At 70.8% G+C, this 15,723-nt stretch carries 16 protein-coding genes; 5 read left to right on the top strand and 11 right to left on the bottom strand.

The window, feature by feature from the left end; all coding sequences use genetic code 11:
- Positions 1 to 53 precede the first annotated feature (53 nt).
- Positions 54 to 1,208, top strand: coding sequence for an AI-2E family transporter (locus tag IFR14_RS05060; RefSeq protein ID WP_137242362.1), 1,155 nt, complete (start codon positions 54 to 56; stop codon positions 1,206 to 1,208).
- A 106-nt stretch (positions 1,209 to 1,314) separates the two neighbouring features.
- On the opposite strand, the gene IFR14_RS05055 is transcribed toward IFR14_RS05060, so the two are convergent.
- The 8 genes from IFR14_RS05055 to IFR14_RS05020 form a co-directional block, all read right to left on the bottom strand.
- Complete coding sequence (locus IFR14_RS05055; RefSeq protein ID WP_191940447.1) at positions 1,315 to 2,412, bottom strand: ABC transporter ATP-binding protein; 1,098 nt, start codon at positions 2,410 to 2,412, stop codon at positions 1,315 to 1,317.
- Entirely contained in the window at positions 2,409 to 3,221 is an 813-nt protein-coding gene (locus IFR14_RS05050; protein ID WP_191940446.1) for an ABC transporter permease, read from the bottom strand. Before IFR14_RS05050 ends, IFR14_RS05055 begins: the two co-directional genes overlap by 4 nt.
- Entirely contained in the window at positions 3,218 to 4,186 is a 969-nt protein-coding gene (locus IFR14_RS05045) for an ABC transporter permease (RefSeq protein ID WP_249406891.1), read from the bottom strand. The genes IFR14_RS05050 and IFR14_RS05045 overlap by 4 nt, the downstream gene beginning before the upstream one ends.
- The gene (locus tag IFR14_RS05040; protein ID WP_137242365.1) at positions 4,186 to 5,295 is read right to left on the bottom strand and encodes an ABC transporter substrate-binding protein; all 1,110 of its coding nucleotides are present in this window, start codon (positions 5,293 to 5,295) and stop codon (positions 4,186 to 4,188) included. The genes IFR14_RS05045 and IFR14_RS05040 overlap by 1 nt, the downstream gene beginning before the upstream one ends.
- A 272-nt stretch (positions 5,296 to 5,567) precedes the next feature.
- Positions 5,568 to 6,200, bottom strand: coding sequence for a GNAT family N-acetyltransferase (locus IFR14_RS05035; protein ID WP_342365643.1), 633 nt, complete (start codon positions 6,198 to 6,200; stop codon positions 5,568 to 5,570).
- A gap of 49 nt (positions 6,201 to 6,249) precedes the next feature.
- Positions 6,250 to 7,365: a lactonase family protein gene (locus IFR14_RS05030; RefSeq protein WP_161578556.1), complete on the bottom strand. Its 1,116-nt coding sequence runs from the start codon at positions 7,363 to 7,365 to the stop codon at positions 6,250 to 6,252.
- A 42-nt stretch (positions 7,366 to 7,407) separates the two neighbouring features.
- Entirely contained in the window at positions 7,408 to 7,701 is a 294-nt protein-coding gene (locus tag IFR14_RS05025; protein ID WP_079705009.1) for a winged helix-turn-helix transcriptional regulator, read from the bottom strand.
- 33 nt (positions 7,702 to 7,734) lie between these two features.
- Complete coding sequence (locus IFR14_RS05020) at positions 7,735 to 9,021, bottom strand: adenylosuccinate synthase (protein ID WP_064295554.1); 1,287 nt, start codon at positions 9,019 to 9,021, stop codon at positions 7,735 to 7,737.
- Positions 9,022 to 9,273: 252 nt separating this feature from the next.
- On the opposite strand from IFR14_RS05020, the gene IFR14_RS05015 reads away from it, so the two are divergent.
- Entirely contained in the window at positions 9,274 to 10,026 is a 753-nt protein-coding gene (locus IFR14_RS05015; RefSeq protein WP_064295553.1) for an HAD-IIB family hydrolase, read from the top strand.
- 122 nt (positions 10,027 to 10,148) lie between these two features.
- Here IFR14_RS05015 and IFR14_RS05010 read toward each other — a convergent pair whose 3' ends face one another.
- Positions 10,149 to 10,625, bottom strand: a complete 477-nt coding sequence (locus IFR14_RS05010) for a DUF3151 domain-containing protein (protein ID WP_064295552.1) — start codon at positions 10,623 to 10,625, stop codon at positions 10,149 to 10,151.
- A gap of 125 nt (positions 10,626 to 10,750) precedes the next feature.
- On the opposite strand from IFR14_RS05010, the gene IFR14_RS05005 reads away from it, so the two are divergent.
- The 3 genes from IFR14_RS05005 to IFR14_RS04995 all read left to right on the top strand — a co-directional run bounded on the left by IFR14_RS05005 (position 10,751) and on the right by IFR14_RS04995 (position 14,040).
- Positions 10,751 to 11,446, top strand: coding sequence for a TetR/AcrR family transcriptional regulator (locus tag IFR14_RS05005; RefSeq protein ID WP_137242368.1), 696 nt, complete (start codon positions 10,751 to 10,753; stop codon positions 11,444 to 11,446).
- Positions 11,436 to 12,092 (top strand): hypothetical protein, encoded by a 657-nt coding sequence (locus IFR14_RS05000; RefSeq protein ID WP_191940444.1) that lies wholly within the window; start codon positions 11,436 to 11,438, stop codon positions 12,090 to 12,092. The genes IFR14_RS05005 and IFR14_RS05000 overlap by 11 nt, the downstream gene beginning before the upstream one ends.
- A gap of 70 nt (positions 12,093 to 12,162) precedes the next feature.
- On the top strand, positions 12,163 to 14,040 hold the full coding sequence (locus IFR14_RS04995) for a YhgE/Pip family protein (RefSeq protein WP_079705006.1): 1,878 nt from the start codon (positions 12,163 to 12,165) through the stop codon (positions 14,038 to 14,040).
- A gap of 363 nt (positions 14,041 to 14,403) precedes the next feature.
- Here IFR14_RS04995 and IFR14_RS04990 read toward each other — a convergent pair whose 3' ends face one another.
- Both IFR14_RS04990 and IFR14_RS04985 read right to left on the bottom strand, forming a co-directional pair.
- The gene (locus IFR14_RS04990; RefSeq protein WP_137242369.1) at positions 14,404 to 14,724 is read right to left on the bottom strand and encodes a hypothetical protein; all 321 of its coding nucleotides are present in this window, start codon (positions 14,722 to 14,724) and stop codon (positions 14,404 to 14,406) included.
- A gap of 247 nt (positions 14,725 to 14,971) precedes the next feature.
- A complete protein-coding gene (locus IFR14_RS04985; RefSeq protein WP_086473183.1) occupies positions 14,972 to 15,577 on the bottom strand; it encodes a TrmH family RNA methyltransferase in 606 nt (201 codons plus the stop codon).
- Between the last annotated feature and the right edge of the window lie 146 nt (positions 15,578 to 15,723).

Raw genomic sequence — 15,723 nt, 5'->3', positions numbered from 1 at the left:
CCGGTACCACGACAGCTGTCGGGCAAACGGGCGGTGGGCAATACGCTTGCGGCATGACGAGTGCACCCCATCGCCACCAGCCGCTGCGTCCGGCGGCACGTCAGCAGCGGGTCCGGTTCCGCGCCCACCGCCCGGCCGAGGTGACGACCACCGTCAGGACGACCCTTCAGCGCCCCTTCACGATCGGCTTCGTCGGAGCACTCGGAGCCCTCGCGGCCATACTGCTCATCCTCACCCTCGGCTCGCTGTCGACCATCCTCGTCTCCATCGCGGTCGGCCTCTTCATCGCGCTCGGCCTCGACCCGGTCGTCGTCCGGCTCGAGGCACGCGGCATCAAGCGCCCGTTCGCGATCGCGATCGTCTTCGCCGTCTTCGCCGTCCTGCTCGCGTTCCTCCTGGCCCTCGTCATCCCCGTCGTCACCCGGCAGGCCGTCGAGCTCGTGAGCAACGCCCCGACCTTCCTCACCGGCATCCAGGACCAGGAGTGGTTCCGGTCACTGAGCGACTACCTCGGTCCGGGCGTCGACCTCCAGGGCGCGCTCGACTGGCTCTACGGGGTGGCCGCCGACCCGAAGACGTGGGTCGTCCTGGCCGGCGGCGCCCTCAACCTCGGCGTCGGCATCGCGAACGGCTTCTTCGGCGGCTTCATCGCCCTCGTCCTCGCGCTCTACTTCCTCGCGTCCATGCAGGCGATGAAGAACGCGTTCTACTCCTTGGTGCCCCGTCGCTCCCGGCCACGCGTCGTGTCGATCACCGACCAGATCACCGCCTCGATCGGCGGATACGTGAGCGGCATGGTGGTGCTGGCCGGGATCAACGCCGTCCTCGGGCTCATCATGATGCTCATCGTCGGGGTGCCGTACGCCGGGATCCTCGCCGTCGTCATCTTCTTCGTGACGCTCATCCCGCTCGTCGGCTCGATCATCGCGACCGTCGTCGTCGCGACCGTCGGGCTGTTCGACTCACCGACGACGGCACTCATCGTCATCGTCTACTACCTGATCTACATGCAGATCGAGTCGTACGTGCTGACGCCGCGGGTCATGAACAAGGCGGTCGCGGTGCCCGGCGCCCTCGTCGTCATCGGCGCGATGGTCGGCGGTTCGCTCATCGGGCTGCTCGGCGCCCTCGTCTCCATCCCCGTGACGGCGTCGATCCTGCTGATCATCAAGCAGGTCGTCGTGCCACGGCAGAACGCGAAGGCGTAGCCCTTCGACAAGCTCAGGGACCGGTGGTGGGCTCAGGGGACCGGTGGTGGACTCAGGGGACCGGTGGTGGACTCAGGGGACCGGTGGTGGGCTCGGGAACCGGTGCTCAGGCCGCCTGCACCGGGACGGGACGACCGGCGAAGCGGATGCGGACGGACTCCCCCGCCTCCAGTCGTTCCGTCGCGCCGTGCTGCACCGCGACCAGCGTGCCGTCCGGCAGCTCGACGGTCGTGCGACGCACCGGGCCGAGGAAGCTCGAGGTGAGCACGACCGCAGCAGACCCGACCGCGGGCTCCGTCGCGTCGGTGAACACGACGTCCTCAGGCCGCACGAGCGCGACGACGGCCCCATCCCCCGGCTGCTCGCCGATCACCGGCAGCACCTGCCCGAGCACCTCGACCCCACCGGGCACGAGCTCCCCCGGGATCCGGTTGCTCAGGCCGATGAACTCCGCGACGAACGGCGACGACGGCCGCGAGTAGAGCTCCTCCGGCGTCCCGATCTGCTCGATGACGCCGGCACGCATGACGGCGACCCGGTCGGCGACGGCGAGCGCCTCCTCCTGGTCGTGCGTGACGAAGAGGGTCGTGATCTGCAGCTCCGACTGGATCCGACGGATCTCGTCGCGCAGCTGGACGCGCACCTTGGCGTCGAGGGCGCTGAGCGGCTCGTCGAGGAGGAGGACCCGAGGACGCGTGACCAGCGCCCGGGCGAGGGCGACGCGCTGCTGCTGCCCGCCCGAGAGCTGGTGGGCGTAGCGGGCGGCGAGGTGGCCGAGGCCGACGAGGTCGAGGCTCTCGGCGGCACGCGTCCGTCGATCGGCCGCGGGCACCTTCCGCATGCGCAGGCCGAACTCGACGTTCTCGAGCACCGTGAGGTGTGGGAAGAGCGAGTACGACTGGAACACCATGCCGAGGTCGCGCCGGTTGGTGGGCACGGACACGACGTCGACGCCGTCGATGAGCACGCTCCCCGAGGTGATGTCCTCGAGTCCCGCCAGGCTGCGGAGCGCGGTCGTCTTCCCGCACCCCGACGGCCCCAGCAGCGCGACGAACTCACCGGGCGCGAGGTCGAGGCTCACGCCGTCGAGGGCGCGGGCGCCCGAGCCGTAGTCCTTCACGACGCGATCGAACCGCACCGCTGCGCCGGCCGGGCGTCCGTCGCCAGGCGTCGCTGCGGGTGCCGACTGGTCGATGGTGGTCATGGTGTCTCCCTGATGCGTCGGATCGATCCGACGCGGCCGATGATGAACAGCAGGACGAAGGCGAAGGCGAGCGCCAGCAGGGCGAAGGCCACCGCGACGAAGGGGTCGCTCTTCGACACCTGCACGAGCGAGGTCTGCAGCGTGTTGCGTCCGAGGAGCGAGGCGATCGTGTACTCACCGAGGACGACGGCGACCGAGATGACCGACGCCGTCAGCACGCCGCGACGCAGGTTGGGCAGCAGGACGCGGACGAGGACGGTCCCCCAGCCGGCGCCGAGCGTGCGCGCGGCCTCGGCGAGGGTACCGAGGTCGACCGACTGCAGGTTCGCGGCGATCGCCCGGTAGGCGTACGGCAGCACCGTGATCCCGTAGGCGAACGCGAGCGTCCACGGCGCACTGCCGAGCAGCCTGGCGACGACCGAGTAGACCGGTGCGAGTCCGACGACGAGCACGATGGCCGGGACGGTGATCGGGATGATGCAGACGAACTCGAGGACGCGCTGCAGCTTCGGGAAGCGGAGCTTCACGAGGATCATCGTCGGTAGCAGGAGCACCACGACGATCAGCACGGTCACCGCGGCGAGCACGACGGAGTTGCCGATGCCCTGGAAGAGCACCCGGTACTTCCGCGAGTTCTCCGGGTCGAGGATCGCGGCCCAGTGGCCGAGGTCGTGGCCGCCGTCGATCCCGGCGCGCAGGGTGAACTCGACCATCGACAGGATCGGGACGGCGAACACCACCGCGACGACGACGAGGATGATGCGGCTCGCGAGCTTCGACGGCGTGGCCGAGTCGCGGACGGCGCTCATCGCTGCCACCGTTCCGTCCGCGCCTGCAGGGCGGAGTAGGCCGTCATCATGACGACCATCACGACGATCATCCCGATCGCGAGCGAACCGGCGAGGTTCTCCCGGCCGAGGACGGTCTCGCTGATGAGGGCACCGCGGATCTGGAGCGGCACGATCTGCGCCCCCTGGCTGATGAGCGCGGCGGCGGTCGCATAGCTCGAGAACGCGTTCGCGAACAGCAGCAGGAGCGACCCGAGGAAGGAGGGGGCGAGGATCGGCATCGCGATGCGGGTCCAGTAGGTGAAGCGCGTGCCGCCGAGGGTCGCGTTCGCCTCGGACCAGGTGCGCTTCAAGCCCTCCATCGCGGGCATGAAGGTGATGACCATGAGCGGCACCTGGAAGTACAGGTACGGCAGGAGGAGGCCCGGGACCTGGTAGAGCCAGACGCCGTCGGCGAAGAGGTCGACCCCGAGGCGGTCCTTGAGGAACACGGTCACGAGGCCCTGGATGCCGATGGTCGCGATGAAGGCGAAGGCGAGCATGACGCCGCCGAACTGGGCGAGGACACTCGAGGCCGCATCGACGAAGGTGCGGATGAGCCCGTCGGGTCGGACCGCGAGGAGCGCGTAGCAGACGAGGGCTCCGATGACGGCTCCGGCGACCGCGGTGACGGCGGAGACCCAGAAGGAGCTGGCGAACGCCCCGAGGACCGCCGGCTCGGCGAGCGCCGTGAGGTTGTCGAGCGTGAACGCGCCGTCGCCGTCGAAGAAGCCGGTGGCGAGGGCGAGGAACGTCGGGACCGCGAGGAAGAGCAGGGTGTACAGGGCGAACGGCGTCAGGCCGAGGAGCGCCCAGCGCGGACGGCGGCGGGGGCGCGCCGCGGCGGGTTCGGCCGAGGCGTCCGATGCGTCGGTCGGCGGGAGCGAGACGGCGGGGCCGGCGTGTGCCGACCCCGCCTCACTCCGCCGGGTGGCGGAGGCACTCATCAGGAGATCGCTGCCGCCCACTTCTCGGCGAGCAGCGAGGTGGCCTGCTCGGTCTGCTCGGGCGTGAACTGCACGAGGTCGGCGGGCATCTCGCCCACGGCGTCGAGGGCCTTCTGGTCGACGGTGTCGGCCTCGACCATCGCGGCGAGGGTCGACGGGTACGCGCCGGCGGCGAGGTACAGGTTCTGCGCCTCGGGGCTGAAGATGAACTCCTGCCAGAGTCGCGCGGCCGCGGGGTGCGGGGCGTCCACGTTGATGGCCTGGTTGTAGTAGCTGCCGACGGCCGAACCCGGGAGGACGGTGGTCTTCCAGTTGCGCTGGCCCTCGTTCTCGGTCGCCGCGGCGAGATTGTTGTAGCTCCAGTCGATCACGACGGGGGTCTCACCTGAGGCGATGGTCGCGGGGGTCGGGTCGAGGGGCAGGAAGTTGCCCGCCTGGTTGAGCTTCTGGAAGAAGTCGACACCGGGCTGGATGTCGTCGGCCGAACCACCGGACTGCAGGGCGGCGAGGTAGACGCCGGCTGCGGCGGCACCGGCCTGGGTCGGGTCGCCGTTCAGCGCGACCTTGCCCGCGAACTCGGAGCCGAGGAGGTCGTCGAGCGACTTCGGTGCCGGGACGGCGTCCGCGTCGTAGCCGATGGAGACGAGGCCGGTGTAGTCGTAGACCCACAGGCCGGTCTTCTCCTTCGAGCCCTCCGGGATGTCGTCCCAGTTGGCGACCTGGTAGGGCGCGAACTGGTCGAGGTTGTCGAGGGCGACGGCGGAGCCGAGGTCGAAGACGTCGGGAGCGGTGTCCTGGCCCTTCTGGTTCTTCGCGGCCGTGATCTCCTCGGCGCTCGAGACGTCGGGGTCGGCCGAGTTGACGGTGATGTCGTACTTGTCCTCGAACGCGGAGATGATCTTCCCGTAGTTCGCCCAGGTGTCGGGGAGGGCGATGACGTTGAGCTGGCCTTCGGCCTTCGCCGCCTCGACGAGCGCGTCCATCCCGCCGAAGTCCTCGGCGGAGGTCGCCTTCTTGGCGTCGACGTCGGAGCCGGCTCCGGTGTCCGCTCCGGCGGAGCATGCGGTGAGCGCGGTCGCTGCGAGCGCGACGATGGCGAGGGCGGTCATACGCCTGGTGTTCACGGTTCCTCCAGTGACGTCGGCGGCCGCCCGTGCTGTCGGGCCGTCGGATACCGCGTCCGTCGTCTGGAGGACAAGCTAGGGTCGCGACGTAGCGCGATCGGGGCCTGCCGGTGTCGCGCAGGTGAACAGTGCCCTTCGACAAGCTCAGGGACCGGGCGGGGGGGGCTCAGGGACCGGGCGGGGGGGCTCAGGGACCTGGCGGGGGGCTCAGGGACCGGGCGGGGGGCTGAGGAACCGGGCGGGGGCTCGCGGCCGCGTCAGCCGCGGAGGGCCACGGGGCCGGGGCTCCTGGCGAGGCGCTCCTCGAGACCGGCCCGGACCTCCGGCCACTCCTCGGCGAGCACGGAGAACAGTGCGGTGGTCCGCCACGTGCCGTCGGCCCGCTGCTTGTCGCGGCGGATGAGCCCCTCGAACGTGGCCCCGAGGCGCAGGATCGCGGTGCGTGAGCGCTCATTGCGCTCGTCGGCCTGGATCTTCACCCGGCCGAAGCCTGCGTCGAAGGCGAGTCCGAGGAGCAGCAGCTTCGTCTCGGCGTTGACGGCGGTGCCCCAGACGCGCGGGTCGTACGCGGTCCAACCGAGGTGGGCGGCCTCCCCCGGCTCGTCGAAGTCGCCGAGCGTGGACGTGCCGACGAGGAGCCCGTCGTGTTCGCCGCCGAAGAGCCGGATGACGTAGGTGTTGCGCACGCCGGTCGTGAAGTAGCCGTCCGCGAAGGCGTCGAACTCGGCCTGCGTCGTCGGCAACCCCGCAGGTCCGCCGCCGTAGCCGCCGGCGAAGACCTCCGGGTGCGCGATCGCCGTGAACAGCTCCGGATAGTGCGCGCTTTCCAGCGGTTCGAGGCGGATGGTCCGGCCGTCGATGGGACGGGGCTCAGGGCGTCGTGCGGTCACCGTTCCACCGTATCCGGTGGCGGGCGTCGCACGAGGACCGGTCTCGCGGTCAGGCGAGGATGAGGCAGGTGGGCGAACCGGCGTCGAGCGTCCCGAGGAGCGTCGTCGGGACCCCTGTGCGCTCATCGAGCCGGAAGCTCGCGATGGAGTTCGACAGCTGGTTCGCGACGTGCAGGAAGCGACCCGACTCCCGGTGGTGGCGCGGCATCGTCCCGCCGCACTCGACGTCGGCCACGGCCTCGACCCGCGAACCGTCGCCGGTGACGCGCAAGGTCGCGATGCGGTCGCTCCCGCGGACGCCGACGTGCAGCTGCTCCCGCGAGGCGGCGAGGCTGATCTCGGCACCCGTGTCGCCCTCGGACACGCCCTCCGACGTCGCGACGGTCGCTGCGAGCATGTGCCAGTGCCCGTCCGTTCCGTCGACGCCGAGGGTGAAGACCTCGACCGAGTACTCGGTGATGACGTGGAGGTGCCCGCTCGGGTGGACGACGAGGTGTCGCGGACCCGTGCCGCGCGGGAACACCACGGTGTGGTCGAGCACCAACCGCGATCCACGGAGCTGCCAGATGCGGACCGTGTCGTGGCCGAGGTCGGTTGTCGCGATGCGGCCGTCCGGGAGGAGTGCCGAGGCGTGCGCCCGCGACGGTCGGGACGGCAGCGCCTCGCCGACAGCGGCCTCCAGCGCGAGGAGCGTGAGCGCGTCCTCACCGGCGTCGGCTGACTCCGCCGCGAGCGCGGTGGGTGACGCCCAGGGGTCGACCGACGCCTCGCCGAGACGCGGGTCGCCGGCGAACGCCGCGTTCTCCGCGAGCGGCACCGTCACGACCCGACCGTCGCCGTAGCAACTCGCGATGAGGATGTCGGCACCGGGGACCGTCGCGACGTGGCACACCGAGTCGCCGGCTTCGATGGGCTTGCCGAACGGCGCGAGCCCGAACTCTCCGGAGCGTTTGAACGCCTCGACCGCCCCGGTCGACTCGCTCGCCGCGTAGACGATCGGCAGCGTCGGGTGCAGGGTCAGGAACGAGGGCGACTGCGCCTCCGACGACTGCACGAGGCGGAGGGTGCCCGCCTCGTCCTGGCGCAGCAGGCTGATGCCGGCACCGGTGCCGTCGGCCTCCGAGGTGTAGGAACCGAGCAGGAGATAGGGGTTGTCGTCGCTCACCCCCACAGTCTCCCATCTGCGCCGTCGGACACCGGCGCCCGCTCAGGAGATGCGGCGGGCGCGGACGCCGGCCGCGTACTCCTTCGGGGTCATGCCGATCGCCTCACGCACGATCCGGATGAGCGTCGCGCGGGTGATCCCGAGCGCGTTCGCGAGGGTGACCAACGAGAGGTCGGGATCGTCGTCGAGGGTCGCCAGAGCGCGCCGGACCCGCGGGTCGAGCGCACCGGCGTCGCGCTGGGCACGCACCGCCGGCCGAGGCCTGACCTCACCGCTCGTGAGCTCCTCGACCGGTGGCAGCCCGGGCAGGGACGGCTGACTGGATTCGTCCACCATGGCGCGTTCGACGCTCGTCGTTCGCTACTCGGATCAGTCGACGAGGTCGTGACGCACGACGATCGCGTCGCGCCCGGGACCCACGCCGATCGCGGAGATGCGCGAACCGCTCATCGCCTCGAGCGCCAGCACGTAGTCCTGGGCGTTCTTCGGGAGGTCCTCGAAGCGGCGGACACCGGTGATGTCTTCCTGCCAGCCGGGGAACTCCTCGTAGATCGGGACGGCGTGGTGGAAGTCGGTCTGCGAGACCGGCACCTCGTCGACCCGGACGCCGTCGACCTCGTAGGCGACGCACACCGGGATGGTGGCGAGGTCGTCGAGGATGTCGAGCTTCGTCAGGACGAAGTCGGTGACGCCGTTGATGCGCGCCGCGTACCGGGCGATCGGGGCGTCGTACCAGCCGACGCGACGCGGACGACCGGTCGTCGTGCCGAACTCGAAGCCCTTCGAGCGGAGGTAGTCGCCGGACTCGTCGAACAGCTCGGTCGGGAACGGGCCGGCGCCGACGCGGGTCGTGTAGGCCTTGACGATGCCGATGACGCGGTCGAGGCGGTTCGGTGCGACACCGGAGCCGGTCGCGGCACCACCCGAGGTCGCGTTGGAGGAGGTGACGAAGGGATAGGTGCCGTGGTCGACGTCGAGCATCGTGGCCTGGCCACCCTCGAAGAGGACGATCTTGCCGTCGTCGAGCGCCTCGTTCAGCACGAGCGCGGTGTCCGCCACCATCGGGCGGAGTCGCTCGGCGTAGGCGAGGAGGTCGGCCACGATCTCGTCGACCGTGATGGCGCGGCGGTTGAAGACCTTGACCAGCAGGTGGTTCTTCTGGTCGAGGGCGCCCTCGACCTTCTGGCGCAGGATGTTCTCGTCGAAGAGGTCCTGGATGCGGATGCCGACGCGGTTGATCTTGTCGGCGTAGGCCGGGCCGATGCCACGGCCGGTGGTGCCGATCTGACGCTTGCCGAGGAAGCGCTCCGTCACCTTGTCGATGGTGCGGTGGTACTGGGTGATGACGTGCGCGTTGGCGCTCACGAGGAGGCGCGAGACGTCGATGCCGCGGGCCTGGAGTGCCTCGAGCTCGTGGAACAGCACCTCGATGTCGATGACGACACCGTTGGAGATGACGGGGACGACGCCGCTCGTCAGGATGCCGGACGGCAGGAGGTGGAGCGCGTACTTCTCGTCACCGATGACGACCGTGTGCCCCGCGTTGTTGCCGCCGTTGAACTTCACGACGTAGTCGATGCGGTCACCGAGCAGGTCGGTGGCCTTCCCCTTGCCTTCGTCGCCCCACTGGGCGCCGACGATCACGATTGCTGGCATCTGGATGCCGCCCCTTCCGGATTCTCGTGTGCCCGGCGGATCCGCTGGGGAACCACGCCCTGACAGGCCGGACGCCCACCCTCTGCGGGCGGGCGTCTCGTGCACGCACCCCTCCATCGTACCGGAGGAGGGTCACGGGCACCGAGTCCCAGGCTGCGCTCGATACCATGAGGGGATGTTCAGGCCTCGGGCGGCCGTCCTGCCTGCCGATCGCCCTCGACGACCGTCCTCTCGACCGACCGAACGGAACCCATGACCTCCTTGCCGCGCCTCGTCGCCTTCGACCTCGACGACACCCTCGCCCCGTCGAAGTCCGCGCTCGACCCTCGCATGGCCGAACTGTTCGTTGCGCTCCTCGAACGCACCTCGGTGTGCATCATCTCGGGCGGCCAGATCGTGCAGTTCCAGAACCAGGTGCTCGACCGGCTCGGAGCCGCGTCGCCCGAGGCCCTCGGCCGACTGCACCTCATGCCCACCTGCGGCACCCGGTACGACCGCTTCGACGGCACCGCGTGGGTCACCGTCTACAAGCACGACCTCACCGACGACCAGAAGGCCCGCGCCATGGGCGCGCTCGAGACCGAGGCCAAGCGACTCGGCCTCTGGGCCGACGAGACCTGGGGACCGATCCTCGAGGACCGCGGCTCGCAGATCACCTTCTCCGCCCTCGGGCAGGCCGCGCCGGTCGCCGAGAAGACCGCCTGGGACCCCGACGGCGCGAAGAAGGAGTCGCTGCGCGCCGCCGTGCAGGCGCTGCTCCCCGACCTCGAGGTCCGATCCGGCGGCTCGACCTCCGTCGACATCACCATGGCGGGCGTCGACAAGGCGTTCGGCATGACGCGGCTCGCCGAGCACACGGGCATCCCGCTGGAGGAGATGGTCTTCGTCGGCGACCGCCTCGACGAGGGCGGCAACGACTACCCGGTCCTCGCGCTCGGGGTGCCGTCGGTGGCCGTGCACGGCTGGCAGGACACGGCGGCGTACCTGGAATCGCTCGGCCTGTAGGGCGTCGGTCCGGCCCTTCGACAGGCTCAGGAACCGGGGACGCGGCCTGCCCTTCGACAGGCTCAGGGACCGGGGAGGGAGCTCAGGAACCGGGACCGACAGGCTCAGGGACCGGGGAAGGGCTAGTCGGAGCCGAGGATGACGATCGCGGAGGTCGGCGGGGCCGCCGCCGCGACGAGGTACTCGATCTCTTCGGACGCAGTGGGGTCGGCCTCGCGCAGGAAGGTGTCGAGACGCTCGACCTCCTCGGTCTCGCCGATCGCCTTCGCGGAGCGGCGGAGCGCGTAGAGCGAGCGCAGCACCCCGCGGTTCGGCGCGTGCGACCACGGGATCGGGCCCTGACCGCGCCAACCGGCAGCACGGAGCGAGTCCAAGCCGCGGTGATACCCGACCCGTGCGGCCGCGTAGCCGGGGATCGGCGACTGCGGGTCGTGGACCGCGTCGGCGAGGAGTGCCCAGCCGAGCGAGGAGCGGGGGTGGGCCGCGAGGAGGTCCGCCAGCGCCTCGATCGAACCGACGGCCGCGTGGAACTCGGCATCGGTGGCGCTGTCGTCCGGCAGCAGTGTCGGAGGGGTTGCCATCAGATTCTCACCGGTCATCGTTCAACCATAGCTCCGTTCCCCGGGCCCGGCGTGGAAGGAACCTGGCAGCCCTCGCTGAGAGCTCGCCGCATCCACGAACGTCGATATTGCACACCGCTGTGCAAGATAGTACGATCGCTGTCATGACCACCACCCAAGCGCCCGCGAGCGGGTCGCGCGCCCCTCGTCGCGACGCCGCCGAGAACCGCGTCGCGCTGCTCGAAGCCGCCCGCCTGGCGCTCCGCAGCGACCCCGACGCCAGCCTCGAGACCATCGCGGCGGCCGCCGGCCTCACCCGCCGTTCGGTGTACGGACACTTCGCCACGCGCGACGAGCTCGTGAACGCCGTCGTCGTGGCGGGGGCCGAGCGCGTCGCCTCGTCGATCACGGCCGTCCAGGGCGACGACCCGCTCACCACCATCGCGCTCATCGGCGACGTCCTCTGGGCCCAGGTGGACCACGTCCGCATCATGGCGCCGCTCGCCGTCCGCGGGCCGCTCCGCGCGGTCACGGCAGCAGCCCTCGAACCCGTTCGGACCCTCCTCCTCCGCACCGTCGAGGCCGGTGTCGCGGACGGTTCCATCCGCCCCGACATCGACGCCGGCGTGCTCGCGCGACTCGTCGAGAGCACGGCCGTCGGGGTGCTCGAGGAGGCGACCCGATCCGGCCTCTCGACGAGCGCCGGCCGCCGCCTCGTCATGCTCGCCACCCTCGGGGCGGTCGGTCTGTCGTGGCAGGACGCCACGGCGGTCGCCGACCGCGCCGACACCGAACACGCAGACACCCACCGCCACACCACCGGCACCGGCACGAACGAGGAGTCCTCCCATGCGCGTTGAACTCGACGGCGTCTCCAAGGGCAAGGGCGGCATCGTCCTCGAGCCGACCTCCCTCTCCTTCCGGACGGGCGAGGCGACCTTCGCCCGCGCCGAGACCGAGCAGCGGCCGACCGTCCTCGGCCTCATCGCCTCCGGCCGGATGATGCCCGACACCGGCACCGTCCTCGTCGACGGGGCGACCGACCGCAAGACGATGCGCCGCGTGATCGCCCTCATCGACGCCCCCGACGTCTCCGAACCGGCCAGCGGCGTCGCGGTCTCCGGCGTCGTCGCCGAGGAGCTCATGTTCGCCGGCCGGGCGAGCCACCCCTTCGCCGTCGCGCGGTTCCTCGAGTCGCTCGACCTCGCGCACCTCGCGAAGCAGCCGATCTCGACCGTCGCACCGACCGACCGCGTGCGGCTCCTCACCGAGCTCGCGGTCCTCCGGGAGGACGTCACCGCGCTCGTCCTCGTCTCCCCCGACCGCCACGGCGGCGACCCGCTCGAGTGGTGGAACCTCGCCCGCAAGCTCGCCGCCCGCGGCTACGGCGTCCTCGTGATCGCCGGCGACGCCTCGGCGACCGCCATCAACGCCACCGCCGACGCCCCGGTGTCCGAGAACGCCACGGACGAACTCGTCCCCCTCTTCCAGCAGGACTGGTCGTGACGCACACCGTGCACCACGACCGTCCAGCCCTCCCCTCATCCCGCACCACCCGTCCCCAGAAGGACCTCCTGTGAAGATCTTCGCGATGATCCGCGCTGAACTGTCCCGCCTGTGGGCCACGCCCATGTCGCGGCTCGCCCTCGTCGCCCTCATGTGCGTCCCGTTGCTCTACGGCGGCCTGTACCTCTGGGCGAACCAGGACCCGTACGCCAAGCTCGACCAGGTTCCCGTGGCGCTCGTCGTCGAGGACACCGGTGCGCCGGCGACCGACGACACGACCGGCGATGCGACAGGCGAGACGGAGAACTACGGCGACGACATCGCCGACCAGCTCATCGAGGACGGATCGTTCGCCTGGCACGAGGTCAGCGCGGCCGACGCCGCCCGGGGCGTGAACGACGGCACCTTCGACTTCAGCGTCACGATCCCCGCCGACTTCTCGACCTCCCTCACCTCCGCGTCGGGCGACGCCCCGCAGCAGGCGACGGTCCAGCTCACGACGAACGACGCCAACAGCTACCTGGCGACGACGATCGGTGAGCAGGCCGTCAAGCAGATCAAGGCGACCATCGTGCAGACGGTGAACCGCCAGGCCGCCGGACGGTTCCTCATCGCGCTCGACACGATCAAGACGAAGCTCGTCGACGCCACCTCGGGCGCGACGCAGCTGGCCGACGGCGCACAGCAGGCCTTCGACGGCGCCGGGACGGCCCAGGCCGGCGCGGCGACCCTCGCCTCCGGCACCGCGCAGATCGCCTCGGGGACGGCCAGCCTGCCCGCCCAGACCGACCAGCTGGCCTCGGGTGCCGAGCAGGTGGCGTCCGGGACCTCGACCCTCGCCGGCAAGGGCGACGAGGTCGGCGCAGCCGCCCAGCGACTCGTCGACTCGATCCCCACGGCCCGCGCGCAGATCTCCCAGACCCTCGCGGAGAACGGCTTCACCCCCGAGCAGATCGCCCAGGTGCTGGCGCTGCTCGACCCGGTGGCCGCCGACGCCACGACGGCGAACGAGCGCGTCCAGACCGTCGTGTCGCAGGTCGACCAGTTGAACAGCGGCGCCCAGCAGGTCGCGGGAGGTGCCCGGAAGTTGAGTGACGCCATGCCCGCGCTCGCCTCGGGGACGCAGCAGGCCGCCGACGGAGCCGCATCGTTGCAGACCGGCCTCACGAGCCTGCAGACGGGCCTCGGCACCCTCCGTGACGGCATCGTCACCCTCCGCGACGGTCTGCAGTCCGGCGCGGACGCCATCCCCGCGACCACCGCGGACTCCCGCGAACTCCAGGCCAAGACGATCGCCGATCCGGTCAAACTGACCAACTCCTCGGTGACGAGCGCGGGCACCTACGGGGCAGGACTCGCTCCGTTCTTCGTCAGCCTCGCCGCCTGGATCGGCATCTACGCGCTCTTCCTCATCGTCAAGCCGGTCTCGCGGCGCGCCATCACCGCGCTCCACAGCCCCATCAAGGTGACCGTCGCCGGCTGGCTCACGCCGGGCCTCCTCGGGACGATCCAGATGGTCGCGCTGTTCGGCATCCTCGCCGGCGCCCTGCACTTCGAGGTCCACAACCCGCTCGCGACCTACGGGATGATGGCGCTCGCGTCCCTCACCTTCGCGGCGATCATCCTGACGCTCAACGTGTGGTTCGGCAGCGTCGGGCAGTTCCTCGGCCTCGTGCTCATGGTCGCCCAGCTCGTCACCGCCGGCGGGACGTTCCCGTGGCAGACCCTCCCGGCGCCGCTCGCGGCACTGCACCACGTGCTCCCGATGTCCTACGCGGTCGACGGCATGCGCCAGTTGATGTATGGAGGGCGGATGGACGCCGCCCTGCAGGACGCCGGGGTCCTGCTCGCCTGGCTGGCGATCGCGCTGAGCCTCTCGGCGATCGGCGTGACGCGGATGACGCACGCCAGGACGCTCCGCGACCTCCGGCCGAGCCTCATCGGCTAGGCACCGGTCGAGCGCGCAGGCGCCCGCGCAGGAGCGTCGTCCTCGGGTGGGACGACGCTCCGGCGCGTGTGGTCCGCCTGCTGCGTGCGACGCCCTTTCGGGTCGGGCATCGTTCGACGTCGGCGTCTGAGCGCCGCGTCGATCCGGGTTCGGGTCCGCCCGACAGCGTTGCACTCCCTTGAGTGATCGACCGGAGGCGCGATCATGACGCGGAACGCGGCAGATTCTCTGGAACGTCGTCGAGCCAGCGGACGGACCGGCCGTCNGGCGGCCACCGGTGCGACGGAACGGGCGCGTTCCGTCTAGAGCAGCTGAGCGACGTGGTTCGGGCCACGGCGATCAGCTGCGGGTGCAGCGCGCTGATCAGCTGGAGAGCAGCGACGCCTCCTCGCGCTGTTCGGCGAGCATCCGACGACGAGTCGCGAACGCGGCTCCGGCTCCCCAGATGAGGAGCGACGCGAACAACGCACCGGCCGGAGCGATGAGCTCGCCCGAGCCGGTCTGTGTCGCACTGATCGAGCTCGACGCCTCGTCGACCCGGGCGTCGGCCTGAGCCGGCGCGGCGACGCCGACGATGAGGGCGACCGCGAGGGCGGCGGGGACGGCGAGCGCGGCGATGCCACGGACCTTGGACGGGTGGGTTCCTCGTTCGGGCGAGGCTCCCAGGGCAGAACGGTGCGTCATCTTCGATTCATCCTTCGGGTGACCGCCGATTCGCACCGCACGGATTCGGGTCCGTGCGGTGGCCCTCGGTGGCTTCGGGTGCCGGAGGGATTCGGGTTCAGCGGTGGAGTGTTGCTCCGCTAGACAGTATGCCGGGCGGTGTCGGCACTTTGGGGGACCGCGGGGTCAATTGAGGGAATCTTGAGGTGTTCCTGAGGTAGGCGCAGCGGTGCCGTCGGAAACCACCCGCGGACGGGGGCCAACCCGATCAGGATGCGTCGAAGGAGACGTGCTGCATGACCCAGGCGTGCATCGCGACGGCCGCTGCCGCGGAGGCGTTGATCGATCTCGTCGACCCGAACTGGGTGATCTCGAGCACCGCATCGGCCGCGGCGAGCGCCTCCGGCGAGAGTCCGGGCCCCTCCTGTCCGAAGAGGAGGAGACACCGCTCGGGGAGCCTGAACGTCTCGATCGGGACCGATCCCGGCACGTTGTCGATCGCGATGATCGGCAGCTCGGCCACCGACGCCCAGGCGACGAGCGCCGCGACGTCGACGTGGTGCTCGACGTGCTGGTAGCGGTCGGTCACCATGGCTCCGCGCTTGTTCCAGCGACGGCGGCCGACGATGTGGACGGTGTCGGCGGCGAACGCGTTGGCGGTGCGCACGATCGACCCGATGTTCATGTCGTGCTGCCAGTTCTCGATGGCGACGTGGAACGGGTGGCGGTGGTCGTCGATGTCGGCGACGATGGCCTCCATCGACCAGTACCGGTAGCGGTCGACGACGTTCCGGGTGTCGCCGTCGCGCAGCAGCTCGGGGTCGTACCAGGGGTCGTCCGGCCACTCCCCCTGCCACGGACCGACGCCGGCCATCGGGCTCTCGGCCTGATCGGGACCGGCGACCGGGTCGTCCGGGTGGAGCGGGGTCTCTGGCACCAGCCAACCCTACCCGCGCCGTGCCACACTGGAGGTCCGGGCCCGACGCCGCGCCACCCCCGCGGCGCAGCGCTCGCGCAGCC

Source organism: Plantibacter sp. CFBP 8775 (assembly GCF_014839505.1).
GTDB lineage: Bacteria > Actinomycetota > Actinomycetes > Actinomycetales > Microbacteriaceae > Plantibacter > Plantibacter auratus.
This window is presented reverse-complemented; position numbering and strand designations above follow the sequence as displayed.